The following is a 26,175-nucleotide window of genomic DNA, read 5'->3' on the forward strand; positions in this document are numbered from 1 at the left end:
TCGCAGCACAGCGTCGAATAGCGTGCCTATTACTGTTATGGAGGAGAGATGACGATGACGAAGACTTGCAGAAAATCGAGCCCAAATAGGAGGGCGAGATAATCTGCATCGTGCACGGCTTCGATGGGGCCCATTCCGAAATCCCGCGCAGGCTCGGCCGTTTCCAGCGCGGCGCGGATGCCGCGCGCCCGGTCGGGACATTCGGCATAGGGCGTCCACGCGCCGTTGTGCAGCTCGCGAAGCGGCGCGTGCAGAAGCTGCCGCTCGTCGAAGAAAGAGATCATGGCGCGGAACGCACCGGCGTTCACCAGCCCGAGAAGCGGGGGTAGTGCGCGGTCACCTTGCCGCTGCTGTCGGCCAGCACATAGGCGGTGTGCTGCGCGGCGGTTGCGCAGGCATGGTTGGGAAGCACGCGCAGCCGGATTCCGATCGGGTAGGCGGAGAGGTCGATCGGCGTGCCGTCGCGGTTTCCGACGAGCCCGTGCTCCTGATTGACGCTCGTGATGACGAGATCGCCGATGATCGCGCCCGCCCCGTCGCAGACGAGCCCGTAGCCCTGATCGACCCGCTGGGAGGCCGTGCCGCGATCGCGCGACATCGCCATCCACCCGGCATCGATCACGAGGCGGCCCTGCGTTTTCTGATACCCGATCACCGTCGCCAGCACCGAAAGCGCGATCTGGTCGGGGCGGCACACGCCGATCCCCGCCATCACCAGATCCTGAAACATGTAAACGCCCGCGCGCACCTCGGTGATCCCTTCGAGCGCGCGCGCGAACAGCGCGGTGGGCGTCGAGCCCATGCTGACCACCGGGCACGCCAGCCCCGCCGCGCGCAGCCTCTCCGCCGCGCGCACAAGGCCGGAACGCTCGAGTTCCGCATGCGCGGCGATGGCATCGGCGCCTTCGCAGGCATAGCTTTCGCCGGCATGCGTCATCACGCCGCCGAACACGCCCGCTTCCGCCAGCGTGCGGGCGATGACGAGCAGATCGTCCGCATCCGGGGCGATGCCGGAACGGTGGCCGTCGCAATCCACCTCGATCAGCGCGGTGACGCCGCTGCGCCCGGCAAGCGCATGCGCGATGTCGTCTGCAACGCCTGCGTCATCGAGGATGATCTGCATGCGAACGCCCGTCGCCGCCAGCGCGCAGACGGCATCCAGCTTCGCGGGAACGATGCCGACCGCGTAGAGAATGTCGTTGAAGCCCGCCTCGGCGAACATGCGCGCTTCGAGCAGCGTCGAGACGGTGATCGGCACGGCGCCGCCCAGAAAGTCGCGAATGACCGCCGGGGATTTGACCGACTTGACGTGCGGACGAAAGCCCACGCCGAAAGGCGCGAGATGGTCATCCATCCGGCGAACATTCGCGGCAAGCCGCGCTTCATCGAGGATCAGCGCAGGCGTGGCGACCTGCAGCAAGGTTTGCGGAGCGGCTGTCATGGCGATTTCGACCGCCATTTCCCATCAGCCTGTTGCGCTGTCAACCGGTCCTTCGGATTCAGGCCGTTTACGGCCGTTTCGAGGCAATATACGCGTTGATGTCGGCTTCCAGAACCGGCATCGGCCGCGTGCCCGGCAGCAGCACGACATCGTGGAAATCCCGAACGTCGAATGCCGCGCCCAGGCGCTCTTCGGCGTGGCGGCGCAGGCTCCACATCTTGTCGTAGCCGGTGCGGTAGCTGAGCGCCTGTCCCGGAATGCTCGTGGAGTAGCGCAGCGATTCCGAATCGATTTCCATGTCCGACAGCGAACTGACCTCGCGCATGTACGCGCGCGCCTTTTCAAGCGACCAGCCGAAGTGGTTCATGCCGGTATCGACGACGAGGCGGATGGTGAGGAACATCTCGTTGACGTAGCGCCCGTAGAGCGCTTCGGGCGTGTCGTAGAGACCGAGCGGGATGCCGAGACTGGCGGCATATTCGCCCCAGCCTTCGTTGAACGCCCCGGCGTAATAATTCTGCCGGAACGGCGACAGCGCCTTGTTTTCCTGCTGCAGCGCGATCTGGAAGTGATGGCCGGGCACCAGCTCGTGATAGATCAGCGTGCCTGCGTTTATCAGCGAGCGCTTCTCCAGATTGGAGCCGTTGTAATAATAAATGCCGCGCGGCTCGGCGGGGGTCGGCGGGCTGTAGTATCCGAACGTCTGCCCGGCTTCCGATGCGGCGGGCAGTCGCTTCGCGCCGTACGGCGCTTTCGGCACGACGCGGAAATAGTCGGCCACCTTCGGCTCGATCGCCTTGATGTAGCGGTCGTAAGTGGCTTCGACATCGGCCGGTGTTTTCGCAAGGAAGCGCGGATCGGTGCTGATCTTGTCGTAAAAGGCGCGCGAGGTGCCGGTGAAGCCGAGCTGGGTGCGGATCGCCTGCATGCGCGCGGACACGTCGGCGACGGCGGCCAGGCCCTGCTGGTGCAGCTGTTCGGGCGTCATCTCCATCGTCGTGTAGCGGTGGATGAGCTTCTGATAGACGGTTTTTCCGCCCGGATACTGGCCGATGCCGACCGCCTCGGGCGCTTTCGCCTCGTAGTCCGCGCCCACGAGCGCGCCGAGCCGCGCGTAGGCAGGGCGGATCTTCCCGTCGAGCGTGGCATCGACCGCAGCGAGCAGCTTGCCGCGCGTCGCTGCGTCCAGCCCGGAAAGCCGCGCGTCTGCGGGACGCAGCGCTGCGGCGGCGTCCGCGAGCGATGTGAGTGTCTTTCGCGCGACTGGCAGCGCGGCCTTGGGCATATAGATGCCGCGCGCCGTCTGCGCTTCCAGCTTCGCGCCGAGCGTGCCCAGCATCGTCGCATAGGCCTCCACCAGGCGGATGTATTCTGCGGCGTCGGCAGGCGTCGCCAGCGCATGCGCGGCCATGATCTGATGCGCCGTGCCGATCGCCATCGGCGACTGATAGGACGTGAGATCGAAGGTCAGCCAGTATTCGGCTTCATCCCGGGCGATGCCGGAAAGTTCGAATTGCAGGATCCCGTAGCTGCGGCGCTCGTCTTCGCTGAGCCGGGCGGGATCGATCTTCGCCAGCGCATCCTTCCAGCGCGCCTGCTGCGCGGCCTGTTCGCGGACCGGGGCCAGCGAATAGTCGGCAAAGTGCGTGATCCGCTTGCCCGCGCGGAACTGCGCCGTGAATTCCGTTTCAAGCAGCGCCTGCTGAACCGCGCTTTCAATCGCGTGCAGCGCGGCACTGTCTGTCTGCGCCTGCGCGGTTTGCTGCGGCTGCGCGCTCGCCGGCGCGGCGGCCGCTCCGGCGGCGAGCAGCATGGCCAGTATCTTCGCGTTCATTCTTTTCCCTCCCTGTGGAAAATTCTCAGGCGCTTCCGGCGCGCTCCAGATCGCGCGGAAGCCATTTGATCGCCGCCCAGAAATGCCATGCGCCCCAGATACCGGTCAGGCCCGCGAAGGCGAGCGCATAGCGAAGCGACTGCACGGGATCGTCGATCTGCGTGGCGAGCATGTCGGACAGAAAGCCGATCAGCTGCGGCGCAACGGCGAGGTTGGCCATATTGGCCGTGAACAGCAGCACGGCAACCGTGAAGCCGCGCATGTCGGGGCGCGAAAGGTTCTGGATCAAGGCCAGCGTCGGCCCGATCATCACGTTGACGAACGGCACGAACAGCCACAGCAGCAGCGTCGCCGAACCCAGACCCGTCACCATATGCGCGGCGATCGCGGGCACCGAGATGATGAGCGTCAGCCAGGCCGCGAAATGGCACTGCCACTTGGGATCGCGCTTCGCGAGGTTCAGCATCAGGAAGATCGTGGCGATCATGGCGATGCTTCCGCCCAGGCCGTTCATCAGCCCGACCTGCACGCCTGCCTCACCCACGGAAAGCCCGTGCGTGCGCCCCAGGAAGGCGGGCGTCCACCACACGAGGCCGCCGCCCGAGAAGGTCGCCACCGTGCCCCCTGCGAGCACATGCACAAGCGACCGCTGGGACCGGATGAACCGCAGCGAGTCCCGAAAGTTCGTCTTTTCCCGCTGCACCTCGCCGCGCGGATCGCAGGCGCCTCGCCTGGGTTCCCGCACGGTGAACAGCAGGATCAGGACCGGGATGCTGCCGCACGCGAAGATCACCAGCGCGGCGCGCCAGCCGTAATGCTCCGCAAGCAGCCCGCCGCCGATCCCGCCGAGTGCGGAGCCGATGCACACGCCCACGGCATAGATCGACATCGCGACGACACGTTCGGAGGGGCGGAAATAATCGGCAAGGATGGAATGCGAAGGTGGCGTGCCGCCTGCTTCACCCACGCCCACGCCGATGCGCGCCAGCAGCAGCATCCAGAAATTCTGCGCCAGACCGCAGAGCGCGGTGAACATCGACCAGATGGTGATCGCCCACGCGATCATGTTCCGGCGGTTCACCCTGTCCGCAAGCGCGCCGAGCGGCAGGCCGGCGGTCGTGTAGAACAGCGCGAGGGCGACGCCGGTGAGGAAGCCCACCGCGCTGTCGGAAAGCGCGAACTCGGCCTTGATGGGCTCGATCAGCGTGGAGAGGACGAAGCGGTCCGCGATGTTGATCGCGTAAACCATCGTCATCACCGCGAGCACCCAGTAGCGACCCGGAACGCCGCCGCCCGAAAGAGGGGCAGCCGAACCGGACGGGGCGGTCTCTACGCTGGAATTCATGGCGCGGCGTCTCCGGCGGAATGCGGAACAAGAGATACACAGGCGCCCGGTGCGGATTGCCCCCGACTCCGAATGATCCTGCAACCTACGCTTCGAACCGGTCGCGTCAATACAGAAATGTACTGTGCGGTTGCGGTCAATCGCCTGCGATCATTTCAGCGGCGCGCAGGGTGTTTTCCAGCAGGCAGGCGATCGTCATCGGCCCGACGCCGCCGGGCACGGGCGTGATGGCGCGGGCAACGGCGGAGGCTTCGTCGAAAACGACATCGCCGACGATGCGGCCTTTCGGCGTGGCGTCATCGGGCGGCAGCCGGTTGATGCCGACATCGATGACGACCGCGCCGGGCTTGATCCAGTCGCCGCGAATCAGGCCGGGAATGCCGACGGCGACGACCAGAATGTCGGCCTCGCGGCAAAGGTCGGCGAGGTTTTCGGAGTGGCGGTGGGCGATGGTGACGGTGCAGTCCTCGATCAGCAGCAGCTGCGCCATCGGCCGCCCCACGATGACCGATCGCCCCACCACCAGCGCGCGCTTGCCCCGCAGTGGCACGCCGAGCGCGCGCAGCAGGCGGATGCAGCCCCAAGGCGTACACGGCGCCAGCGTCGGTTTCCCGATCGCGAGCCAGCCCGCGTTCGTCACGTGAAAGCCGTCGACATCCTTGGCGGGGCTCACGGCGGCCAGCACGCGGCGGGTGTCGATATGCGGGGGCAGGGGCAACTGCACGAGGATGCCATGCACCTCGGCGCTGTCGTTCAGCCGCGCCACGAGGTCGAGCACATCCTGCTCCGACGTTTCGGCGGGCAGCGTGTGCTGCGTCGATGCGATGCCGATCGCCCGGCACTGCTCGCCCTTGCGGCGAACATAGATGGCGCTGGCCGGGTCGCTGCCCACCAGGATCACCGCAAGCCCCGGCGCATGGCCGTGCCGCGCGCGAAAGCCGGCGACGCGCGGTTTGAGATCCTCGCAAAGCGCGGCGGCGGCGCTTCGCCCGTCGATGATCCGGGCTTCGTTTTCGGTGTTGAGGGCGACAGCACTTTTCATCCGACACATCTTTCCGATGGACTCGACATGCCGGCGCGACATACACAAGTGTCTTGATAAGGCAAGACCAAGCGTGCCGGCATGTTCGGAAATCTGGAGGGTAGGCGAGTATGATCGTTCTTGAAAACGCGCGCGTCTTCGACGGTTATTCCGCGGATTGCGCCGAGGGTGTCTCGGTCGTGATCGAAGGCGGCACCATTCGGGAAGTTTCCGAAACGCCCGTGAATCTTCCCGACGCGCAGCGTATCGATCTCGGCGGGCGCACGCTGATGCCGGGGCTTATCGACCTGCACACGCATGCCTATGCGTCGGACATGAACGTGAAGCGCGTGGACGGCGCGGGCGATCCCTACCGCACGGCGCATGCCGTCAGGATGCTCGGCCATGCGCTGGACAGCGGTTTCACCACCCTGCGCGATATCGGCGGCGGCGACTGGAGCCTGGCGCAGGCGCTGAAGGACGGCCTGGTGCGCGGGCCGCGCTATTTCTACGCGGGCAAGATCCTGTCGATGACCGGCGGCCACGGCGATTTCCGTACTGCCGGGGAGGCGCATCACACGCAGGGCTATTGCTCCTGCGGCGGCGACGCCAATACCTTGTGCGTGGTCGTCGACGGCGTCGATGCCTGCCTTCGCGCCGTGCGCGAGCAGTTCCGCCGGGGCGCGCATTGCATCAAGATCATGGGGTCGGGCGGGGTCGCTTCGCCCACGGACCCGATCTGGATGAACCAGTTCCGCGAAGACGAGATTCGCGCAGTCACCAACGAGTGCGACGAGCGGCGCAGCTATGCCGCCGCGCACTGCCATCCGTCGAGCGCCATACGGCGCTGCGTGGAATTCGGCGTGCGCTGCATCGAGCACGGCACGCTGATCGATGATGAAACGGCGGCCTTCGTGGCCGAGCGCGGCGCCTATATCGTGCCGCCGATGGCGATCATCTTCGCGATCCGCGAATCCGGCCCCGCGCTCGGCATGCCGCAGGCGAGTGTCGACAAGTTGAACGAGATGTTCGGCGAGGCGCTGGCGGGGATGGACCGCATGCGCTCGGCGGGGGTGAAGCTCGGCTTCGGCACCGATCTGCTGGGCGAGGCCTATGTTCAGCAGAGCCGCGAATTTCTGCTGCGCGCCGAGGTCTTCACGCCTCTTGAAACCCTGCGTCAGGCGACATCAATGGGTGCGGAAATCCTCATGCAGCGCGATCGGCTCGGCTGCGTGAAGGCGGGCGCTTTCGCTGATCTTATCGTGGTGGACGGCGATCCGCTCGCCGACATCGGCCTGCTGGCGCAGTCCGGCGCGCGGCTGCCGCTCATCATGCGTGACGGTGAAATCGTGAAGAACACGCTCAACTGACGGTGTTTTTGGCCCGGCGCTTCGGTTTCGCCGCAGCGTGTTCTTTCAGCAGCCTGCCGAGTTCCGGGGACGGTTTGCGCCCGGTGAGAACCTCATAATAGGTCGGCACCAGCCGCAACCGCTCGCCGGGCTCCTCCTCCAGATCGAGCGCCCAATAGCCGATCTGATGGAAGTAGGAGACGCGCGCCCGGACGACCGCCTCGTCCTTGGGCAATCCGTCCCGCTCGAAATAGTCCTGCAACAGTTCGATCCACGCGCGGTCGATGCGTCTCACCGATTGTGCCACTTCCGGCGCGCGCCGCGCCCAGGCGCGCACCGCCATGTCGAACGACAGCACGTTCGGGTCTTCGCTGAGCCAGAGTGCGATGACGGTCGCTATATCTGGCGCTGACCGCGCCCAGCGCGCGCGCACCTGCGCGATTTCAAAGTAGTTGCGCGCTTCCCAGTCGGTCAGCAGCGCATCGAGCAGCTCCGAGCGGCGCTTGAAATGCCAGTAGAAGCTGCCCCGCGACACACGCAACAGCCGCGCGAGCCGATCGACCTTGACATCGTGAATACCCCATTCGACCAGCGCCTTTCGCGCCGCGCCAACCCAGTCTTCGCGGCCGAGTCGTCGAGAGGTCTTGGCGGTCGTGGTCGGGGATTTCATTGCGCGCACCCATGCTGTCATCGCCGCGTAATGTCCAGTGGGAGCGGGGTGTCGATCGCGCTCCGGCAATGCACAGAACCATGCACATACGTCTGGTTGAGGAGAATATCGTTTTCATAAAAACGGACAAGTGTTGCATTCATGTCACGTTTTTTCGAAGCAAAAAAGTGAATAAAATAACGAAAAAACAATAAATTGCTGGAAATTTCATCGTGCCGGCGGCACTCCCGAATTCGTCATTGCAGCGGCGCGGATTTTATATGACAGTACTGCATGGAAAATGCGGCGCGCACGGAATGCGGACTGCGCCGTGTCGCCATTAAAAAGAGGGGTCTGGGACATGCAGGGAAAAACACGAATTCTTACGACCGTTGCGCTTGGCGCTCTGGTGCTGGCGCCGGGTATGTTGCACGCACAGGAAGCGGCGACCGTCACCGCAGGGTGATTTCAACGAGATCATCGTCACCGCCGGCAAGCGCGCCGAGCGCCTGCAGGACGTTCCCACCGCGATCACCGCGGTCGGCGGCGAAACGCTTGAAACGCTCGGTGTTCAGAACTTCCGGGATTACGCGAGCCTCGTCCCGGCCTCTCGCAGCGCGACAGCGGCCAGCCGGGCGTCGGCACGATCATTCTTCGCGGTCTCAATTCAGGCCCGCAGCAGACGACGAACACCGCCGGTTATTATATCGACGACACGCCGTTCAGCGCGAGCGGCTATCTCGGCGTCAGCGCGCTGATGACCCCGGAGCCCGAGCTTGCCGAAATCGAACGCATCGAGGTTCTGAAGGGTCCGCAGGGCACGCTGTACGGCGCCGGAAGCCTCGGCGGTCTCATCCGGGTCGTGACGCGCAAGCCCGATCTTGTGGAATTCCGCGGCAACATGCGCGGTGAGGTTTCGCAGGTGAAGGGCGGCGAACTCGGCTTCCTGCTTCGCGGCACGGTCAATATTCCGATCGTGAGCGATCTCGCGGCGATTTCCGCGACCGGCTATTACCGGCGCATGCCGGGCTTCGTCGACAACGTCGGCACCGGGACGAAGGACGTCAACCGCAGCAATCTGGCGGGTGCCCGCATCGCGCTTCTCGTGGAGCCCGCGCCGAATTTCCAGATCCAGATCAGCGGCCAGTATCAGAACATCGAAAACAACGGCTATTCGTCCGTCGATCTGGTGCCCGGAACGTACACGCCGCTCTACGGCGGCTACACCTACAACGATTTCATGGATTTCGGCGGTGACGTGAAATACCGGCTGCTCAATGCGACGGCCGAATACGAGATGGACGCCGGTACGATCACGGCGTCGGCGAGCTATGCGAAATACGACGTCGATTTTGCGAGCGACATCACGAGCACGTATATTCCGCTCGCACGCGGCGTGCTTGCCCCCGTCTCCGAGGCGGTGTTTGGCGTCCCCATCGATACGCTGCTCCCGGCTTCGTCGCGCGCGGGCAGCTTTTTCAATCCGTCGGCGGACAAGTATTCGGCCGAAGTCCGCTTCGCCTCGAAGCGGCTCGGGCCGATCGAGTTCATCGCGGGTGCGTTCTACACGAAGGAAGACAGCACCTATCTGGCGAACGTCATGCCGTACACGGCCGAAGGTGTTCCGTTCGCCTCGCCGTTCAACTATCTGATCCGCACGACGACGACGTCGAAGTACGAGGAAATCGCCGGGTTCGGTAACCTGACATTCTACCTTACGGACAATTTCGACGTGACCGGCGGTATCCGCTATGCGCACAACGAGCAGACGTCGGGCACCGGCGGGCCGGGAGCAACATCGTTCTTCCTGCCCCGCCCGGCGCTGACGTTCGATTTCAAGGACAATGCCACGACCTATCTGGGCACGGTCCGTTGGCGGCCGCTCAGCAACCTCAGCTTCTATGCGCGCGCGGCAAGCGGCTATCGTCCGGGCGGTCCGCAGACGAACTCGGCTCCGCCTCCGAACGCGCAGACTGTCATCCGGTCGGATACGGTCTGGAACTACGAGGCGGGCGTGAAGGCCACGACGCTTGACGGCGCCTTCACGATCGACGCGTCGGTCTTCCATATCGATTGGAAGGACATCCAGCTCAACACGCTGTTCAACGGCTTCGTTCTCGGCGGAAACGCGGCGAGCGCGGACGTGGACGGTATCGAAGTCCAGATGCAGCTGCGGCCAAACGAACTGCTGACAATCGGCGCCAATATGGGCCATACGCGCGCCGTGCTCACCTCGATCACGCCCGAAGCGGCGGCGGTCGCCGGCGCGGCCAAGGGGGATCGTCTGCCGCTCACCGCGCCGTGGACGGCATCGATCGTCGCCGATCAGCAGATTCCACTCTCGCCCAGTGTCACCGGAAGTGTCGGTGCCTCGCTGCGCTTCCAGTCGTCGATGTTCGCGACCTATCCGGGTCTCGATCCCAACCCGACCCAGAAGCTGCCTGAACTCACCACGGTCGATCTTCGGGCGGGCGCGGTGTTCGACAGCGGGTTCACGGTCCAGCTCCGGCTCGACAACCTCTTCGACAAGTTCGGTTTCACGAACGTCGATGGTGCTGCGGGTTCGGCCACGGTCATCCGGCCGCGAACGGTTTCACTCGGCGTCAGTGTGAACTTCTAGGATCAAGATCTGATACCGGGGCGGCGATTGCCGCCCCGTTTGCTTTGCACGAGGGAGGGGCATTATGGATCGTCGTCAATTCATGGCGGGCGCGGCTGTGGGAGCGGGCGCGATGATCGCATCGACGAGCGCGGCGGCGGAACTGCCGCGGGCGTCGCAGGATCTGATGCAGCGCTACGTCCGTAATCCCGGCCCCAAAACGCCCGTCACGAATGTGAAGGCTGCGTGCAGCACCGACAATGCCATCGTCACCGAAACGATCCTGAAGGTGATGCGGGAAGGCGGCAATGCCGTCGATGCGGCGATCGCGGGCTGCATGGTGCAGGCGACGGTCGAACCGTTCATGACCAACCATACGGGAACCGTCACGTTCCTGTATTACGAAGCGAAGACCGGAAAGCTGTATCAGCTCGACAGCACCGGCACGTTCCCGTCCGATCTGCCGCCGTTCCGACCGGTTCCGGCGATGCCCGCCGGATACGCCGCGTATCCGCCGTCTGCGGTCATTCCGGGTTTCATGCCGGGGCTCAAGGAAATGTTCGCCAAATTCGGGACCAAACCCTGGGCCTATCTGTGCGAAGATGCGATCCGCTGGGCGGAAAGCGGCCATCCGGTTTCCACGTTCGAGGTGCAGGTCAACGAGTTCGGCCACGCCTTCTACAATCATTTCCCCGATGGCCGCCGTTTCTTTGCGCCGGACGGCTATCTGGTGAAGGTCGGCGACCTGTTCGTGAACAAGCCGCTCGCTGCGACACTGCGAAAGGTCGCGGCGGAGGGGCCGGAACACATGATCACGGGTGGTTGGGCCGATGCCTTCATCGCGCGCGGAAACGCGATGGGGTGGAATATCGAGAAACGACACATGACCGAAACGCCGCCGCGCTGGATCGAGCCGCTGCGCTTTCGGCATCACGAATATGAAGTCGTCAGTCTCGCTCCGCCGCAGAACCAGGGCGTGCGCCTCGCCGGCGCGCTCGGCATCCTGCGACACCTCAAGATCCGCGATCTGCAGCCCGGATCGGCCGAACATCTGTTCTACATGGGGCACGCGCTGCGTCATGCGATTTTCAACGCGGCCTATAGCGGCGACCCGGTCGCGGTCGCCGATTACGACACGGCCGCACTGCTGGACGAAGGCTATTTCGCGCACGCCGCGCGGCTGATCCGCGGCATCAAGCCGAAGGTGGACCTGAGCCGTCACGTCGCACTGACGGGCGGCGCCACCGGAACCGGCGGCGTACCCACCGTGATCGGCGCCGGCAATGTAATCGAGAAGCATCCGCCGGGCAGTTGCGAGCTCGCAATTGTCGATGCGGAGGGCAATTGGGTGCAGATGATGAACACGCTGCAATCCGGCGGCATTCCGGGCGTCGTCGTCGGCGGCGTGCCGATGGTGGGCAGCCACTGCACGTTCAATCAGCCAGAGCCGAGCATGATGCAGCTGCTCGCCCCCGGCGCGCGCATGCGGCAGGTGATGGGCAATACGATCGTGCTCAAGAACGGCAAGCCGGTGCTGTCGCTCGGCACGCCCGGTGCGCCCCATTATACCGTGGCGCAGGTGCTCACCCACGCGCTGGACTTCAACATGTCGCCCTATGCCGCAGCCGAAGCGCCGCGCATGTACCCCATCAACGACCAGAGCGAACTGGCGATCGAGGATCGCCTGTCCGCCGACGCGGTCAAGGGGCTGGCGGCGATGGGTGTGAAGGTGCGGGCCAAGCCGGCGTACGATTATCACATGGGGTCGTTCCAGATGTGCTTCCGCGATGCGCAGGGGCGGCTCGGTGCGGTCGCCGATCCGCGCCGCATGGGCGTGGCGGACGGTTTGAAGTCGTGAAGTCGGCGGCTTTGCTGTTGCTGGCGCTCTCCGCAGCGCCCGCCGCCGCCGAAGCGCCGCCGCTGCGCGAGGCCTATGCCCGCGCCGCAAAAGTGCTCGACGCGAACCTCGTCGGCGCGATCCGCAATGCCGACATAGCCCCGCGCTGGATCGGCGACGGCGCGCGCCTCTGGTATCAGCGCGCTGGGGAGGGCGGCCCGGAGTGGATCATCGTCGACGCGGCGACAGGAGCGCGCGCGCAGGCGTTTGATCCCGCGCGGCTCCGCCGGGCGGCGGAAGCGGCCGCGAAGGGCGACGTTGCGGCCGTGCTCCCGGTGAGCGCGCTCACCGCTTCGTCGGTAACGCTCACGCTTGCCGACCGCACGCTCGAATGCGCGCTGCCCGCTTATACCTGCACCTCCGCGCCCCTGCCCACGGCGATGCCCGATACGGGCTGGGCGCCTGATGGGCGGCAGGGCCTCTTCGTGCGCGATCACAATCTGCATCTGCGCGTGCGCGGCAGCGACGAGACCGTCGCGCTGACGGACGACGGCGCCGAACATTTCGCCTACGGCACGCTTCCGGGAACGTCGCTGATGTCGATGCCGCTGATGCGGAGCGCGGCGCCGCGCCCGCCTTTCGGCATCGTCTGGTCGCCCGACAGCCGCCGCTTCGTCAGCACGCGCGTCGACGAGCGCAAGGTGGCGCCGTTTCCGTTCGTGGAGGCGGTGCCGCAGGACGGAAGCTGGCGACCGAAGCTGTGGCAGCCGCGCATTCCCCTGGTCGGCGACGCCGAGAAGGGCGAAACCGAAATCGCGATCTTCGACGTTGCGGAGCGCCGGAAAACGATCATCGATCTGAAGGACGGCTGGCAGCTTCAGGGCTCGGTCTTCCACTGGTCGGCGGACGGACGCCGCGGCTACGGGCTCGTCGCGAAGGCGGCCGCGAAGGCGGTAGGCCTCGCCGAGATCGATCTGGAAACCGGCGCGGTCCGAGTGGTCTTGCAGGAAGAAACGCCGATCTGGGGCCGCTTCAACGCGTTCATTTACAGCCCGCCGAACGTCCGCGTTCTAGAGAAAACCCGTGAAGTCCTGTGGTTTTCAGAGCGTGACGGCTGGGGGCAGATTTATCTTCACGATCTCGAGACCGGGCGGCTGAAGCGCAAGCTGACGAGCGGCAAGCGCACGGTGCGCGACATCGTCGGTATCGACGCGGAGCGGCGGCGTCTGTTCTTCACGGCGGGCGGCACGGATGCCGATCCCGATCCCTATTTCATCCGTCTTTACAGCACGTCGCTCGATGGCGGCGCGGCGCGGCTGCTTACGCCTGAAACCGGCGTGCATCTCGTCGCGCGGGAGCCGATCGGCAATGCCGTGCCCGGCTCTGCCGCCACTGCAGCGCTGTCGCCCGACGGCAAGCGGATCGTCGAGAGCCATTCCGCGCTGGACCGCGCGCCCGTCACCGTCCTGCGTTCCGCAGACGACGGGCAGGTCGTCAGCGTTCTGGAAGCCGCCGACGTCAGCCGCGTCGCCGCCGCCGGATGGCGCGCGCCGACACGTGTGAAGATCACGGCGGCGGACGGCAAGACGCCGCTGTGGGGCACCGTCTACTTCCCGCCCGACATGCAGCCGGGGCGCAAGTACCCGGTGATCGACGCGATCTACGGTGGGCCGCAGGTCACCAACGCGCCGACGGACTACAACGAGGCGGTCGTCACGATGAACCCACGTTCGCGCGCCGCGCTGGCGGAACTGGGCTTCATCGTCGTCACCATCGACGGTCGCGGCACGCCGGGACGTTCAAAGCTGTTCAACAACGCCAGCTACGAGGTCTTCGCCGAACCCGAACTTGCCGATCACGTCGCCGGAATTCGCGAACTCGCCGAAAGGTTCGGAAACTTCGATCTCGACCGCATCGGCATCTACGGCCACTCGTTCGGCGGCTACACCTCAGCCCGCGCGATCCTCGCGCACCCCGATGTCTTCAAGGTCGCGGTGTCCTCGGCAGGTCCGCTCAATTTCCAGGGCTTCTATCCGGTGGAGGGGCTGTTCCCGATCGCCGACTACGGGCAGGGCCGCAATGTCCGCCCGGATCCCGGTGCCGTCCCGTCCAACTACCGGCAGCTCGATCTCATGCCGCTCGCCCCGAACTTGAAGGGCAAGCTCATGCTCGTTTACGGAGAGATGGACGAGAACGCGCTGCCGAGCGTGACCCTGCAGATGGCCGACGCGCTCATCAAGGCGAACAAGCCGTTCGACATGATGTACCTGCCCAACGAAACGCACGATTTCCACCGCACCAGCGCCTATTATACCCAGCGCATGTGGGACTATTTCGTCGAGCACCTTATGCAGCGGGAGCCGCCCGCCGATTTCAGGCTGGAGATGAAGGCTTCGTCTCCGGCCCCCGGTTTCTGATCCTTCCAGCGAACGAGGATATGACGATGATGATGACACGCCGCACCGCGACCACCGGCCTGCTCGCTGCAGCAGCCGCCACCGGAATCACCCCCGGCGCTTTCGCTCTGGGCACGGTCGATCTTTCGCCGACACGCTGGCCGAAGGGCGAGTACGACAGCTTCATGAAGGCGCAGGGTGTGGATCGTACGCGCGCAGGTGCGGCCAGGGGCACGCAGGGCGCCGTCACGGTCGCCTGCAACGGCCTTGCGGCGCGCGCGGGTCTGGAAGCGCTGAAGCAGGGCGGCAATGCGATCGACGCGGTGATGACCGGGGCGCTCGCACAGATCGCGCTGACGATGGGCGCGCCGGTCAGCTATTTCGGCATCATGTCGCTCGTCTATCACGAGGCGAAGACGGGCAAGACCTACACGCTCAACGCCGAATGGAACACGGTGCGCGGCGAGACCGATCCGATGTCCATTCCCGGCAAGATCGATTTTTCCAGCATCGAAGCGCTGCAGGGGATGGGACCGCCGAGCGGACGCACCGCGCTTGTCGGTGGGTTCATGAAGGGCGTCGAGGCGGCGCACCGCCGGTTCGGCCGCCTGCCGTTCGCGAGCCTGTTCGATCCCGCCATCTATATCGCCGAGCAGGGTATGCCCGTCACCCCGTTTCTGGAGGGCATTTTCGAGTTCCGCGACAAGGATATCCGCCGCCTACCCGAAACCCGCGCGACCCTCGTGAAGCCGGACGGCAGCGCTTACCGGGCGGGCGATCTGTTCCGCCAGCCCGCGCTTGCGCAGACGCTCCGCGCGGTGGCGCGCGACGGCGCCGATCACATGTACGGCGGTCCGTGGGGGCAAAGACTGGTGGCGGCCGTGCAGGCGGACGGCGGCAAGATGACGCTCGATGATCTGAAGGCCTACGATGTGATCTGGGCCGATCCGCTGGAGGCGCCGCTCAGGAACGGCTATTCGGTCCGCACCAGCCCCCCGCCCAACTTCGGCGGCGTCTCGCTCATCGAAGCGCAGAACCTTGCGGAGGCAGCCGGGCTTTGCGGCGGCGAACATTGGACGAAATCGGCCGCGTCGTTGAAGAAGGCCGTCGACATCACGCAGCTCTTCGGCATCTCGATGTTTCCGAAGGAAACGCAGGCGGCGATCTATCCCGGCATCGATTTCAGCGATGCCTCGCGCGTCACCAAGGCGCATGCCGAGGCGCTGTGGAAGCAGATCGAATCCGGCAAGACTTTCACCAAGTGGAAGCGCACCACGCCGATGCATTCCGACGATATCGTCGCCATCGACAGCGAGGGCAACATCGCGGCGATCACGCATTCGATCAATTGCGTGAACTGGGGCAAGACGGGACTCTTCGTGGACGGCATTTCGATCGGCGATCCGGCGTCGTTCCAGCAGGCGGCGATTGCGCGCGTAACACCCGGTGAACGCCTGCCCGCACCAACGGAGACGGGCATCGTGTTCAAGGACAATGTGCCGGTTCTGGGATTTGCATCGATGAGCGCGGGTCTTCACCAGCGAACCTTCCAGTGCCTCCTGAATTACACCTGCTTCGGCATGGACGTGGAGGAGGCCGTCAACACGCCCGATTTCTATCTGCCGAGCATTGATCCCGCCACGGGAGAAACCACGTTGACGGTGCCCGAAGGCCGGTTCGACGAAAAGGTTCTGCAGGAAACAGGCCTTGCCTGGCGCGTCATTCCGCTCGATGACGCGCGTCTCGGCGGCGAAGGCAAGTGGGTTGCGATCAGCCGGGATCCGCGCACCGGCGCGCTCCACGCGGCATCGCACAATCGCAACAACAGCGCTGCTGTCGCCTATTGACGGCGGCGGCTCATTCGAACGCGGCGCGGCGGGCCTTTCGTTTCGAGCTTGCGTAAATCGCCCAGCCGACGCCGATCAGAATTCCGGTCAGGCCGATGATCTTCGCGACGGCGAGCGGCTTGTTGGGCTCGTCGGCGGCGGGCAGCATGGCGAGCCCGATCGCGAAGCTCGTCGTTATCAGGCCGATACAGCCGAGCATGATCGCCACCGGGCGGCCGCCGGGCACGCGGATGGTTTCCGCGCGCGCCGGTTCCCGCTGCACGTGGATCAGCGATAGAAACACAAACAGGAACGGCACGAACGCCGTGATGATGCCCATGCTGACGAGCACGTCGTAAGCGCCCTTCACGGTGGTTCCGGCCTGGCCGAGGAAAACGAATACGGCGCCGAGTCCGGCCTGGGTCAGAATCGCGACGTGCGGCGTCCCGTATTTCGGATGGAGTTTGCCGAAAGCGGGCGGCAGCATGCGATCGATTCCGGCGGCGAAGGGAATGCGCGATGTCGCCGCGAGAAACCCGCCCGCAGCGCCCAGATTGCCGATCGTGATGAGCAGGGCGACGACCGGCACCAGCCAGACCCAGCCGAGTTTGGTCGCCGCGGTGCTCACGGCCTGAAGCAGGCCGGAAAGACTGTTGGTTTCCGCAGGCGGCAAAATCACGAGCACGGCGACGGTGCCGATGATGTAGCTGAGCGCGACGACCACGCCCGCAACCACCAGCGCGCGCGGTATCGTGCGGCGCGGATCCTTGATTTCGCCGCTCATGAACGAAGCGGTCTCGCAGCCCGAGAATGCGAAGGCGAGCGAGGCCCAGAACAGCATGTCTTTCAGCTCGAAACTCGGCGCCATGCTCGCTGCGGAAAATTCGGTGGCAGAGCCGTAGCGGAACCAGCTGATGACACCCAGAAACGCGACTGCCGCGACCGGCAGCCACATGCCGCAGGCGCCGATATTGTGAAGCCAGCGCGCGTGCTTCAATCCCACGATGTTGAGCCACGCGATGAGCGCGAGCGCGGCGAAGGCGAACCACATGAAATAGGCGGGCGAATCCCCGAGCCAGAGCCAGTCGCTTCCGGCGACGTAAATCGCATTGCTGGCGGCGAAATAGAAAACGGCGGGGAAATAGGGGAGGTTGCTTGTCCAGTAACACCAACCGGCAATGAAGCCCGCGAAATCGCCGAACGCGCGTCTCGCCCAGGCATAAAGCCCGCCTTCGTCGGGATGGCGGGAGGAGAGTTCGAGCACCGCCATCGCGAAGGGGATATAGAAGAACAGGAACGCGCCGACCCACACCACCAGCGACCCCGGACCGGCGGCGGCGGCAGTCGCGATCCAGCGCAGCGAAACTCCGGTGACGATGTAGAACAGCGCGACGTCGCCGAACCCCAGCACGCGCGGCGGATGGACGGCGCCGGTCTGTTCGCTCATCGGCCTGCCTTCCGGTCGCGCAGAACCTGATGCGCCGCATTGTGGCCCGGCGCCCCGGTCACGCCGCCGCCGGGATGCGCGCCCGCACCGCACAGGTAGAGGCCCTTCACAGGCGTGCGGTACTGCGACCATTGCGGCGTGGGGCGCATCGAAAACAACTGCCCGATGTTGAGATCGCCGTGGAAGATATTGCCTTCGGTCAGCCCGTATGTCCGTTCGAGATCGAGCGGGGTCAGCACCACGCGGCCTTCGATAAGTTCGGGCAGGTCGGGCATCCAGCGGGCGATCTGGCGGACGATGGAATCGCCGAGTTCCTCGCGCCGCTCGTCCCACGTGCCCCGCGCCAGGCAATAGGGCAGATACTGGATGAAGCACGTCATCATCGCCTTGCCCGGCGGGCAGAGCGTATCGTCGACAAGGCTGGGGATCACGCAGTCGATCCACAGATCGTCGCTGATCTCGCCGCGCCGCGCGGCGTCGGCGATCCGCTGCGCGCCTTCCAGCGTCGGCACCATCGTCAGCAGGGATCGCTCGCGCGGATCGGCGTCGGCGGGGCGACCGAGCACGGTCGGTTCGCGCGTGAGCGCGAGATTGAGCTTGGCGGAAGGCCCGGCCATCTTGATCGCCGCAATATCCTGCCGGAAAGTTTCAGGCAGATGCTCGGCCTCGACGAGGCCCAGAAACGTCCGCTTCGGATCGGCGTTGGAAAGAACGATGCGCGCGTGGATGACGCTCCCGTCTTCCAGTTCAACGCCCGCCGCATGGCCGTGTTCGACCAGAATGCGGGCGACCGGCGTTCCGCAGCGTATCTCCACGCCGTGCGCCTCGCCGCATGCCGCGATCGCCTGCGTGATGGCGCCCATGCCGCCGATGACATGGCCGGAAAAGCCCTGCACCGCGTCGTCGCCGCCCGAAAGCAGGTGGAACAGCAGCCCGATCGCAGAGCCGGGCTCGTAGGGGCCGCCATGCTTGCCGTAGACGTTGTTGGCAAGGAACATGCGCTTCACGTCCTCGCTTTCGAAATGGCGGTCGAGATAATCGCCGAGGCTGCCGGTCAGGAAATTGACCAGCCGGGACGTCTCTTCGCCTTTCAGCCTGCGGAACCGCCTGAAGAGCCGCCACGCCTCGCGCACCCGGTCCAGTCCGCGCGCGGCGAGATCGGGCGGCGGTTCCAGGAAGAACGGCTGAAGATAGGCGGCGAGCGCCTTGAGTTCGCGTTCGACGCGCAGAAAGGCCTCGGCGTCTCGCGGGCTGATCGCGCGAATCTCGTCTGCGGCGCGCTGCGGATCGGCCCACCAGCGCAGGATGCGCCCCGGCTCCAGCCCGACCGCGAGCAGCGGATCGCTGCCGATCATGCGCAGGCCGTGCCCGGCAAGGCCGAGATCGCGAATCACGGTCGGCATCAGCATGGATGCGAAATACGACGTGAAGGACACCCGGTGGCCGGGGATCACCTCCTCGGTCACGCAGGCGCCGCCGATAATCTCCCGGCGCTCCAGCACGAGCACCTTCAGCCCGGCGCGGCCCAGATATGCGGCGGCCGTCAGGCCGTTGTGCCCCGCGCCCACGACGACGGCATCATAGCGCGCAGGGCTGTTCAACGCTTCGACTTCCCGCAGGCGGGCATAAGCAGGCGCACGCGATTCCCTCCAATCGAACATACCGGCTTTGCGAACCTACAGGCTTTGCGCTATGAGGCAACTGTCTAGTAAAGAGGTTCCCGATGTCCGGACCTGCCGCCCCGCCCATGGAACGCTCGCTGCCGAGCGATGCCTACCGCACGCCGGAGGCGTGGGCGTGGGAAAAGGGCCGGATCTTCGCGCGCGAATGGGTCTGCGCCGCGCGCGAGGAGGATGTTCCCGCGCCCGGCGACAGCCGCGTGATCGACGTTGCAGGCGAAAGTGTTCTGCTGGTGCGGTCGCGCGGCGGAACGCTGCACGCGCATTACAATGTCTGCCGTCATCGCGGCGCGCGCATCTGCGACCATGCCAACGATGCCAGGTGGGGGCTGGAATTGCCCGGCGGCGTGATCGGCGGCCTGATCCGCTGCCCCTATCACGGCTGGGCCTACAGTCTGGAAGGCGCGCTCATCGCCGCGCCGGAAATGAGCGGGGTGAGCGATTTCGACAAGACGGCGCTGTCGCTCTATCCGGTCGGGGTCGCGCTCTGGGGCGGGTTCGTCTTCCTGAACCTCACGCCCGAAGGCGCGCCCGATTTCGCTGCGGCGCTGCACGAAGCGCCGCGCAGACTCGGCAACTATCCGCTGGAAGATCTCAGGACGGTCCGCACGATCGACTATGATGTGGCGGCGAACTGGAAGCTGATCCTGGAGAATTATAACGAGTGTTACCACTGCGGCCCTGTGCATCCCGAACTGTGCGAGGTCGTGCCTGAATTCCGCAGGAACGGCGGCATGCATCTCGATTGGGAATTGGGCGTTCCCCACCGCGAAGGCGCGACCACCTATACCGCGAGCGGGACGACGACGCGCGAGCCCTTTCCCGGCCTCAGCGAAGAGGAAAAGGTTCGCCACAAGGGGGAGCTGATCTACCCGAACCTGATGCTCAGCGTTTCGAGCGATCACGCGGCGGCGTTCCTTCTCTGGCCGCTCGCGGCAGACCGGACGCGGATCGAATGCCGGTTTCTGTTTCACGGGGATGAGATCGCCAGGCCGGGCTTCGATGCGTCCGATGCGGTGGATTTCTGGGATCTCGTCAACCGGCAGGATTGGGCGGTGTGCGAGCGCGTGCAGCGCGGCATCTCCGCGCGCGTCCACGATCACGGCTATTATTCGCCGCTCGAAGACTACAGCCTCGATATCCGCCGCTACATCGCCGATCGGCAGGATCGCCCGCGCGAATGAAGACCCGCTATTCCGCGCTCGCACTCCTGCGCCACGCGCTTTCCGGGAATCGTCATTGGCCGCAGGCGTGGCGTTCGCCCGAACCCAGGGATCGCTACGATGTGGTCATCGTCGGCGGCGGCGGGCATGGCCTCGCGGCGGCTTATTATCTCGCGAAGCGCCACGGCATCACCAATGTGGCGGTGCTGGAAAAGGGGTGGATCGGCGGCGGCAATACCGGCCGCAACACAACCATCGTCCGATCCGATTATTATTATCCGGCGAGCGCGGCGCTGTTCGATCATTCGGTGTCGCTCTACGAACGGCTGTCCCGTGAACTCAACTTCAACATCATGTTCAGCCAGCGCGGCATGCTCACCGTCGCGCACAGTCGCGGCGAGGTCGATTTCCAGCGCCGTCTCGTCAACGGCATGGCGCTGAGCGGCGTCGATATGGAAATGCTCAGCGCTGCGGACGTACGCCGGATCGCGCCCTATCTCAACTACGCGCCAGGTGCGCGCTATCCGATCCTCGGCGGCATGCGCCAGCGGCGTGCGGGCACGGTGCGGCACGATGCGGTCGTCTGGGGCTATGCGCGCGCCGCCGACCGGCTCGGCGTCGATATCATCCAGAACTGCGCGGTGACCGGCATCGATCGCGATCCCGCAAGCGGCGTGGTAACAGGGGTGCGCACCACGCGCGGAACCATCGCCACCACGAAGCTCGGCCTTGCCGTCGCGGGCCATTCGACCATGCTTGCCGACATGGCGGGCTTCCGCCTGCCGCTGACGAGTTACGCGCTGCAGGCTTTCGTCTCGGAGCCTCTCAAGCCCGTGCTCGATACGATCGTCTCCTCGGCGCAGCTCGGCATCTACGTCAGCCAGTCCGACAAGGGCGGGCTGGTGATGGGCGGCAACGCCGATCCTTACGCCTCGTATGCGCAGCGGGGCAGCATCCCGAACGCGGAAGCCGTCGCTGCCGGTCTCGTCGAATTCATCCCCGCATTCAGCCGCGTGCGCCTGCTGCGCCAGTGGGCGGGCATCGTGGATTATGCGCACGACAGTTCGCCGATCCTGGGCAACAGCCCGGTGCCCGGCATCGTCCTCAATTGCGGTTGGGGCGGCGGCGGTTTCAAGGCGATCCCCGCCGGGGGCGAAGCCTTCGCCCACACGCTTGCCACCGGCGCGCCGCATCCGCTCGCCCGCGCCTTTTCCCTCGATCGCTTCCGCGACCTCGCGCTCGTCGACGAAGCGGCGGCGGCAGGCATTTCGCATTGATCCGCTCATGCTGCTGATCCATTGCCCCCACTGCGGCGCGCGCGACGAAACCGAATTCGTCAGCGGCGGCGAGGCGCATCTGAAGCGCCCGGCCCTTGATGTGAGCGACGCCGCGTGGGCGGATTATCTGTTCCTCCGCGCCAACCCGCGCGGGGCGCTGAACGAGCGCTGGCATCATCTCTACGGTTGCCGCCGCTGGTTTCACGTCACGCGCGACACCGTCAGCCACGCCATCACCGCGATCTACCCCATCGACGAAACACCGGCGGGGAAAGCATGAGCGGCGCGCGCATTCCCGATCATCCGCGCGCGTCGGCGCGCGCATTGCGGTTCCGCTTCGACGGGCGCGAACTGGAAGGGCGGGAGGGTGATACGCTCGCCGCCGCGCTCCTTGCAAACGGCGTGCGGCTGGTCGCGCGCAGCTTCAAATATCACCGGCCGCGCGGGATCATCGGCAGCGGCTTTTCGGAAACGAATGCGCTCGTCTCGGTGAACGGCACGCCCAATCTTCCCGCCACGCGGGTGATGCTCGCGGCGGGTCTCGATGTTCGCAGTCTCAACCGCTGGCCTTCGCTCGCGTTCGATATCGGCGCGGTAAACGGCCTGCTCGGCGGGCTGCTGTCCGCCGGTTTCTATTACAAGACGTTCATCTGGCCGCGCTGGGAACTGTTCGAAGCGGTCATCCGCCGCGCCGCGGGTCTCGGCAGGGCGCCCGAAGGCCGTGATCCGGGCCGATACGACAGCCGCGCCGCCGCCTGTGATGTGCTCGTGGTCGGCGGCGGCCCGGCAGGCCGCGCGGCCGCGCGAAGCGCAGCGGAGAGGGGCGCGGACGTGCTTCTTGTCGCGGATGCGCGCGGCGAGCCCCCGCATCCCGCTGTGCGGCAATTGGCGCGCACGGTCGCGCTCGGTGTCTACGATCACACTCTCGTCACCGCGATCGAAGATGTCGACGCGCCGGGTCTGCGTCAGCGTTTCTGGAAGATCCGCGCAAACAAAATCGTGCTGGCCTGCGGCGCGTTCGAACGCCCGCTGCTGTTTGAAAACAACGACCGCCCCGGCGTGATGCTGGCTGGTGCCGTGCGCGATTATATCGAGCGGCACGGCGTGGCGCCGGGTCGGCGGGCGGTGTTTCTGGTCGCGGAGGACAGCGGCCTTGCCGCCGCCGATGTCGCGCGTGCGGCCGGGATCGAAACCCGCGTGTTCGATCTGCGCGAAGGTTATCGCCCGGTCCGCGCAATCGGCGGCAAATCGCTGCGCGCCGTCGATGTGGCCGGGCCGGAAGGCACGGCGCGCATCGCCTGCGATCTCGTCGCGATGTCCGGCGGCTGGAGCCCGGCTGTGCAGCTTGCGTCCCAATCCGGCGCGGGGCTGCGTTTCGAACCGGGCATCGGGGCGTTCGTGTCTGAACATCAATGCCAGACCGTGCGCGCGTGCGGCGCTGCGCGGGGCGTGTCCGGCGAAGCCGAATGCGGAGCGGACGGCGCGGCTGCGGGCCTGTGGGCGGCGGGGGGCGAGGACATGCCGCCTGCGGTGATGCCCGTATCCGCGCATGTGCACCCGCTGCCCCCGCCCGGCGTAAAGGCCTTCGTCGATTTCCAGACCGATGTGTCGACCGACGATCTGCGCCTCGCCACGCTGGAAAACTACCGCTCCGTCGAGCATGTGAAGCGCTACACCGTGTGGGGCATGGGCGTCGATCAGGGCAAGCTGAGCGCGGTGAACGGCGTCGTCGCGCTTGCCGCGCTTCAGGGGACGGAGCCCGGCGCGCTCGGCGTCACGAAATTCCGTCCGCCCTTCGCGCCGGTCGCGTTCGGCGCGCTTGCGGCCGGGCATGGGCTGGGGCGGTTGTTCCATCGCTGGAAGCAGCTTCCGGCGCACGACTGGCACGTCGCGCGCGGCGCCGAATTCGAAGATTACGGCTGGCTGCGCCCGACGCATTATCCCTTGCCCGGCGAAAGCATCGAAGCCGCCGCGCAGCGCGAGGCTTTGGCCGTGCGGCACGGCGCGGGGCTGATCGACAGCTCATCGTTCGGCAAGATCGAATTCAAGGGGCCGGAAGCCGGGCGCTTTCTGGATCTGATGTCGGTGGGCAGCCCTTCGACGATCCCGGTCGGCAGGATACGCTACAATCTCCTCACCGACGAACTCGGCACATTGATCGACGACGGCGTCGTCGCGCGCCTCGCCGAGGATCATTTCCTGATGACGGCAAGCAGCGGCCACGCCGAACGCGTGTTCCGCTGGATGGAACAATGGCACCAGTGCGAATGGCCGCTTGATGTTGTGATGCAGGACGTGACCGGAAAATGGGCGGTGCTGACGCTGGCCGGGCCGCGCGCCCGCACCGTTCTGGATCGCGCGCAATGCGACATCGATACGTCCGCTTTCCCGCACAATGCGATGCGGCAAGGGCATCTTGCGGGCGCGCCCGTGCGCATCCAGCGCGTCAGCTTCACCGGCGAGCCGAGCTACGAGATCGCCGTCGCGGCAGACCGGGCGGAGGCGCTTGCAGAGTGGCTGATGCAATGCGGCGCGGCTGAAGGTCTCATCCCCTTCGGGCTCGAAGCGCTCGATCTGCTGCGGCTGGAAAAAGGCTATATCCATGTCGGCGGCGATACGGACAGCCGCACGCAGCCCGCCGATATCGGCTGGGGGAAGGGGATCGCGCGCAAGCAATCGGATTTCGTCGGCAAGCGGTCGCTGCTGCATGCCGCTTCAAGCGCGCCCGGCCGCGAACAGCTCGTCGGGCTCCAGCCTGTCGATGCGCGCGATGTTCTGCCCGTCGGCGCGCATATCATCGGCGGAAAGACGCATCCCAGTCAGGGGATCGTAACGAGCAGCGGGTTCAGCCCCGCGCTGCGGCGCGGTCTGTCGCTGGCGCTGCTTGAAGCCGGGCAAAGCCGGATGGGCGAAGTGCTCACGGTCTGGTCGCAAGGCCGGAAGTGGCAGGCCAGGGTCAGCCCCGTCTGCCCCTTCGATCCGCAGGGAGAGCGTCTTGCCTGAGCTTACGCGCAAGAGCGCGCTCGCGGGCCGCGCGCCGATGCGGGCAGGGGGCTGCGAGATCATCCCGTGGGACGGCATCGCCGCGTGCCTCGTCACCAGCCGCACGCCGATCGATCTTTCCGGCGCAATCCGCATCTCTCCGGGCGAACTGCTGTACCTTGAAGACGGCGCAGACCCGGACGCGCTGCGCCTCCGAATCGCGCAGGGCGTGGAGGGCACGGTGCTGGTTCAGGATATCACGGCGGCGCTGGCCTTCATCGTCGTGCAGGCGCCGGACCCGCTGGATTTTCTGGGGCTGGGCGCGCTGGATATCGAAAGCGCCGCCACGGCCCGGCTCGCCGATCTGCGCGTCACGCTGGTGCGGCGGGGGACGGCGCTGTTGCTGGTCGCAGAGCGCCCCGCCGCCGCGTACCTGTGGGAATGGCTGAAACACCGCCTGGATATCGCGGCCGCCGCAACGCCGGCTCAGTCGCGGTAGGCTGATCGAAGCGAAGGCGCGGCGGGGTTGCACATTGTGACGGTTCGATTATATACCGCTCGATATGGAAACGACCGCCATCGCTGTCAAAGGACGTCCGCGCGAGTTTTGCGTGGATGCGGCGCTTGCCGCGGCGCTGCGCGTGTTCTGGAGCAAGGGCTACGAAGGCGCTTCGCTGAATGATCTCACCGAGGCGATGGGGATCACGCGCCCCAGCCTCTATGCGGCGTTCGGCAACAAGGAGGCGCTGTTCCGCAAGGCGCTCGATCTCTACGAGACCGAAAAGCTCGCCTATGTGGGCAAGTCGCTGGCGCAGCCGACCGCGCGCGGTGTGGCGGAGCATTTGCTGCGGGGCAGCATGGAGAATCAAACGAGCACCTGCGAGCCGCACGGCTGCCTCGGCGTGATCAGCGCCGTCGCGTGCGGCGCGGAGGCGGAGTGTATCCGCCTTGAAGTGCTGGAGCGCGGCAAGGTCGCGCGCCGCGCGCTCGTCGAGCGTTTCGAGCGCGCGAAGATCGACGGAGACCTGCCGGAAAGTGTGGATGTGGAGGGGCTGACCAGCTTTCTCTACGCGCTTCTGCAGGGCATGGCGGTGCAGGCCGGGGCAGGCGCGACGCGCGCCGACCTCGAACGCATGATCGATACCAGCATGCTGATGTGGCCTTCGAAATAGCAGCTTCTCCGTACCGTCAATAAATCTTTATCGATCGGTACAAAAAGCTGTTGACGCACTGCAGGGGCGGACCTCCTCAAGCGCGATCGACGTGCGGCCGACGCGCGTGTTCGTTGCTCAACTCATGACCGCGCCCGGCTCAGCCGCTGCACCTTTGC

General features: G+C 65.8%; 19 protein-coding genes and 1 pseudogene. 12 read left to right on the forward strand and 8 right to left on the reverse strand.

Annotated elements, in window-relative coordinates; genetic code table 11:
- Positions 1 to 35 precede the first annotated feature (35 nt).
- The 5 genes from GGQ98_RS16600 to folD all read right to left on the reverse strand — a co-directional run bounded on the left by GGQ98_RS16600 (position 36) and on the right by folD (position 5,662).
- Positions 36 to 284 carry a hypothetical protein gene (locus GGQ98_RS16600; protein ID WP_184071531.1) on the reverse strand — a complete coding sequence of 83 codons (249 nt, stop codon included), beginning with the start codon at positions 282 to 284 and terminating at the stop codon, positions 36 to 38.
- A gap of 20 nt (positions 285 to 304) precedes the next feature.
- The gene (locus GGQ98_RS16605; protein WP_207791458.1) at positions 305 to 1,459 is read right to left on the reverse strand and encodes an alanine racemase; all 1,155 of its coding nucleotides are present in this window, start codon (positions 1,457 to 1,459) and stop codon (positions 305 to 307) included.
- Between the two features lie 49 nt (positions 1,460 to 1,508).
- A complete protein-coding gene (locus GGQ98_RS16610) occupies positions 1,509 to 3,275 on the reverse strand; it encodes a DUF885 domain-containing protein (RefSeq protein ID WP_184071533.1) in 1,767 nt (588 codons plus the stop codon).
- Positions 3,276 to 3,300: 25 nt separating this feature from the next.
- Complete coding sequence (locus GGQ98_RS16615; protein ID WP_184071535.1) at positions 3,301 to 4,620, reverse strand: spinster family MFS transporter; 1,320 nt, start codon at positions 4,618 to 4,620, stop codon at positions 3,301 to 3,303.
- Positions 4,621 to 4,756: 136 nt separating this feature from the next.
- Entirely contained in the window at positions 4,757 to 5,662 is a 906-nt protein-coding gene (gene folD / locus GGQ98_RS16620; protein WP_184071537.1) for a bifunctional methylenetetrahydrofolate dehydrogenase/methenyltetrahydrofolate cyclohydrolase FolD, read from the reverse strand.
- Positions 5,663 to 5,772: 110 nt separating this feature from the next.
- Here folD and GGQ98_RS16625 point away from each other — a divergent pair, with 110 nt between their 5' ends.
- Positions 5,773 to 7,011, forward strand: a complete 1,239-nt coding sequence (locus GGQ98_RS16625; protein WP_184071539.1) for a metal-dependent hydrolase family protein — start codon at positions 5,773 to 5,775, stop codon at positions 7,009 to 7,011.
- Here the strand turns inward: GGQ98_RS16625 and GGQ98_RS16630 are convergent.
- A complete protein-coding gene (locus GGQ98_RS16630; RefSeq protein WP_184071541.1) occupies positions 7,004 to 7,660 on the reverse strand; it encodes a TetR/AcrR family transcriptional regulator in 657 nt (218 codons plus the stop codon). The two genes, GGQ98_RS16625 and GGQ98_RS16630, sit on opposite strands and share 8 nt — an antisense overlap.
- Positions 7,661 to 8,249: 589 nt before the next feature.
- Here GGQ98_RS16630 and GGQ98_RS18730 point away from each other — a divergent pair.
- From GGQ98_RS18730 to GGQ98_RS16650, 5 genes and pseudogenes are all read left to right on the forward strand, one after another.
- Positions 8,250 to 8,477: pseudogene (locus tag GGQ98_RS18730) on the forward strand (TonB-dependent receptor plug domain-containing protein); the annotation flags it as partial.
- Positions 8,478 to 8,660: 183 nt separating this feature from the next.
- Complete coding sequence (locus tag GGQ98_RS16635) at positions 8,661 to 10,259, forward strand: TonB-dependent receptor domain-containing protein (RefSeq protein WP_243451972.1); 1,599 nt, start codon at positions 8,661 to 8,663, stop codon at positions 10,257 to 10,259.
- Between the two features lie 64 nt (positions 10,260 to 10,323).
- Positions 10,324 to 12,096 (forward strand): gamma-glutamyltransferase family protein, encoded by a 1,773-nt coding sequence (locus tag GGQ98_RS16640; RefSeq protein ID WP_184071545.1) that lies wholly within the window; start codon positions 10,324 to 10,326, stop codon positions 12,094 to 12,096.
- Positions 12,093 to 14,492 (forward strand): prolyl oligopeptidase family serine peptidase, encoded by a 2,400-nt coding sequence (locus GGQ98_RS16645; protein WP_184071547.1) that lies wholly within the window; start codon positions 12,093 to 12,095, stop codon positions 14,490 to 14,492. Before GGQ98_RS16640 ends, GGQ98_RS16645 begins: the two co-directional genes overlap by 4 nt.
- A 26-nt stretch (positions 14,493 to 14,518) precedes the next feature.
- Positions 14,519 to 16,318, forward strand: a complete 1,800-nt coding sequence (locus tag GGQ98_RS16650; RefSeq protein WP_184071549.1) for a gamma-glutamyltransferase — start codon at positions 14,519 to 14,521, stop codon at positions 16,316 to 16,318.
- Between the two features lie 10 nt (positions 16,319 to 16,328).
- Here GGQ98_RS16650 and GGQ98_RS16655 read toward each other — a convergent pair whose 3' ends face one another.
- A complete protein-coding gene (locus tag GGQ98_RS16655; RefSeq protein ID WP_184071551.1) occupies positions 16,329 to 17,744 on the reverse strand; it encodes an APC family permease in 1,416 nt (471 codons plus the stop codon).
- Positions 17,741 to 19,345, reverse strand: a complete 1,605-nt coding sequence (locus GGQ98_RS16660; protein ID WP_184071553.1) for a phytoene desaturase family protein — start codon at positions 19,343 to 19,345, stop codon at positions 17,741 to 17,743. Before GGQ98_RS16660 ends, GGQ98_RS16655 begins: the two co-directional genes overlap by 4 nt.
- A gap of 122 nt (positions 19,346 to 19,467) precedes the next feature.
- On the opposite strand from GGQ98_RS16660, the gene GGQ98_RS16665 reads away from it, so the two are divergent.
- The 6 genes from GGQ98_RS16665 (at position 19,468) to GGQ98_RS16690 (ending at position 26,017) form a co-directional block, all read left to right on the forward strand.
- Positions 19,468 to 20,607, forward strand: coding sequence for an aromatic ring-hydroxylating oxygenase subunit alpha (locus GGQ98_RS16665; RefSeq protein WP_207791459.1), 1,140 nt, complete (start codon positions 19,468 to 19,470; stop codon positions 20,605 to 20,607).
- On the forward strand, positions 20,604 to 21,863 hold the full coding sequence (locus GGQ98_RS16670) for a sarcosine oxidase subunit beta family protein (protein ID WP_184071555.1): 1,260 nt from the start codon (positions 20,604 to 20,606) through the stop codon (positions 21,861 to 21,863). The genes GGQ98_RS16665 and GGQ98_RS16670 overlap by 4 nt, the downstream gene beginning before the upstream one ends.
- Positions 21,864 to 21,870: 7 nt before the next feature.
- Positions 21,871 to 22,143, forward strand: coding sequence for a sarcosine oxidase subunit delta (locus tag GGQ98_RS16675; RefSeq protein ID WP_184071557.1), 273 nt, complete (start codon positions 21,871 to 21,873; stop codon positions 22,141 to 22,143).
- Positions 22,140 to 24,866, forward strand: coding sequence for a 2Fe-2S iron-sulfur cluster-binding protein (locus tag GGQ98_RS16680; RefSeq protein ID WP_184071559.1), 2,727 nt, complete (start codon positions 22,140 to 22,142; stop codon positions 24,864 to 24,866). The genes GGQ98_RS16675 and GGQ98_RS16680 overlap by 4 nt, the downstream gene beginning before the upstream one ends.
- A complete protein-coding gene (locus tag GGQ98_RS16685; RefSeq protein WP_184071560.1) occupies positions 24,859 to 25,344 on the forward strand; it encodes a hypothetical protein in 486 nt (161 codons plus the stop codon). Before GGQ98_RS16680 ends, GGQ98_RS16685 begins: the two co-directional genes overlap by 8 nt.
- A gap of 64 nt (positions 25,345 to 25,408) precedes the next feature.
- Positions 25,409 to 26,017, forward strand: coding sequence for a TetR/AcrR family transcriptional regulator (locus GGQ98_RS16690; protein WP_184071562.1), 609 nt, complete (start codon positions 25,409 to 25,411; stop codon positions 26,015 to 26,017).
- The last annotated feature ends 158 nt before the right edge of the window (positions 26,018 to 26,175 follow it).

It is taken from the genome of Sphingosinicella soli (assembly GCF_014199685.1).
GTDB classification, from domain to species: domain Bacteria; phylum Pseudomonadota; class Alphaproteobacteria; order Sphingomonadales; family Sphingomonadaceae; genus Sphingosinicella; species Sphingosinicella soli.

What these genes read in the sequence shown, in the direction of transcription:
- GGQ98_RS16600 (WP_184071531.1), bottom strand. Translation starts at nt 284, where the DNA reads ATGATCTCTTTCTTCGACGAGCGGCAGCTTCTGCACGCGCCGCTTCGC.
- GGQ98_RS16605 (WP_207791458.1), bottom strand. Translation starts at nt 1,459, where the DNA reads ATGGCGGTCGAAATCGCCATGACAGCCGCTCCGCAAACCTTGCTGCAG.
- GGQ98_RS16610 (WP_184071533.1), bottom strand. Translation starts at nt 3,275, where the DNA reads ATGAACGCGAAGATACTGGCCATGCTGCTCGCCGCCGGAGCGGCCGCC.
- GGQ98_RS16615 (WP_184071535.1), bottom strand. Translation starts at nt 4,620, where the DNA reads ATGAATTCCAGCGTAGAGACCGCCCCGTCCGGTTCGGCTGCCCCTCTT.
- folD (WP_184071537.1), bottom strand. Translation starts at nt 5,662, where the DNA reads ATGAAAAGTGCTGTCGCCCTCAACACCGAAAACGAAGCCCGGATCATC.
- GGQ98_RS16625 (WP_184071539.1), top strand. Translation starts at nt 5,773, where the DNA reads ATGATCGTTCTTGAAAACGCGCGCGTCTTCGACGGTTATTCCGCGGAT.
- GGQ98_RS16630 (WP_184071541.1), bottom strand. Translation starts at nt 7,660, where the DNA reads ATGAAATCCCCGACCACGACCGCCAAGACCTCTCGACGACTCGGCCGC.
- GGQ98_RS16635 (WP_243451972.1), top strand. Translation starts at nt 8,661, where the DNA reads ATGCCGGGCTTCGTCGACAACGTCGGCACCGGGACGAAGGACGTCAAC.
- GGQ98_RS16640 (WP_184071545.1), top strand. Translation starts at nt 10,324, where the DNA reads ATGGATCGTCGTCAATTCATGGCGGGCGCGGCTGTGGGAGCGGGCGCG.
- GGQ98_RS16650 (WP_184071549.1), top strand. Translation starts at nt 14,519, where the DNA reads ATGATGATGACACGCCGCACCGCGACCACCGGCCTGCTCGCTGCAGCA.
- GGQ98_RS16655 (WP_184071551.1), bottom strand. Translation starts at nt 17,744, where the DNA reads ATGAGCGAACAGACCGGCGCCGTCCATCCGCCGCGCGTGCTGGGGTTC.
- GGQ98_RS16665 (WP_207791459.1), top strand. Translation starts at nt 19,468, where the DNA reads ATGTCCGGACCTGCCGCCCCGCCCATGGAACGCTCGCTGCCGAGCGAT.
- GGQ98_RS16670 (WP_184071555.1), top strand. Translation starts at nt 20,604, where the DNA reads ATGAAGACCCGCTATTCCGCGCTCGCACTCCTGCGCCACGCGCTTTCC.
- GGQ98_RS16675 (WP_184071557.1), top strand. Translation starts at nt 21,871, where the DNA reads ATGCTGCTGATCCATTGCCCCCACTGCGGCGCGCGCGACGAAACCGAA.
- GGQ98_RS16680 (WP_184071559.1), top strand. Translation starts at nt 22,140, where the DNA reads ATGAGCGGCGCGCGCATTCCCGATCATCCGCGCGCGTCGGCGCGCGCA.
- GGQ98_RS16690 (WP_184071562.1), top strand. Translation starts at nt 25,409, where the DNA reads ATGGAAACGACCGCCATCGCTGTCAAAGGACGTCCGCGCGAGTTTTGC.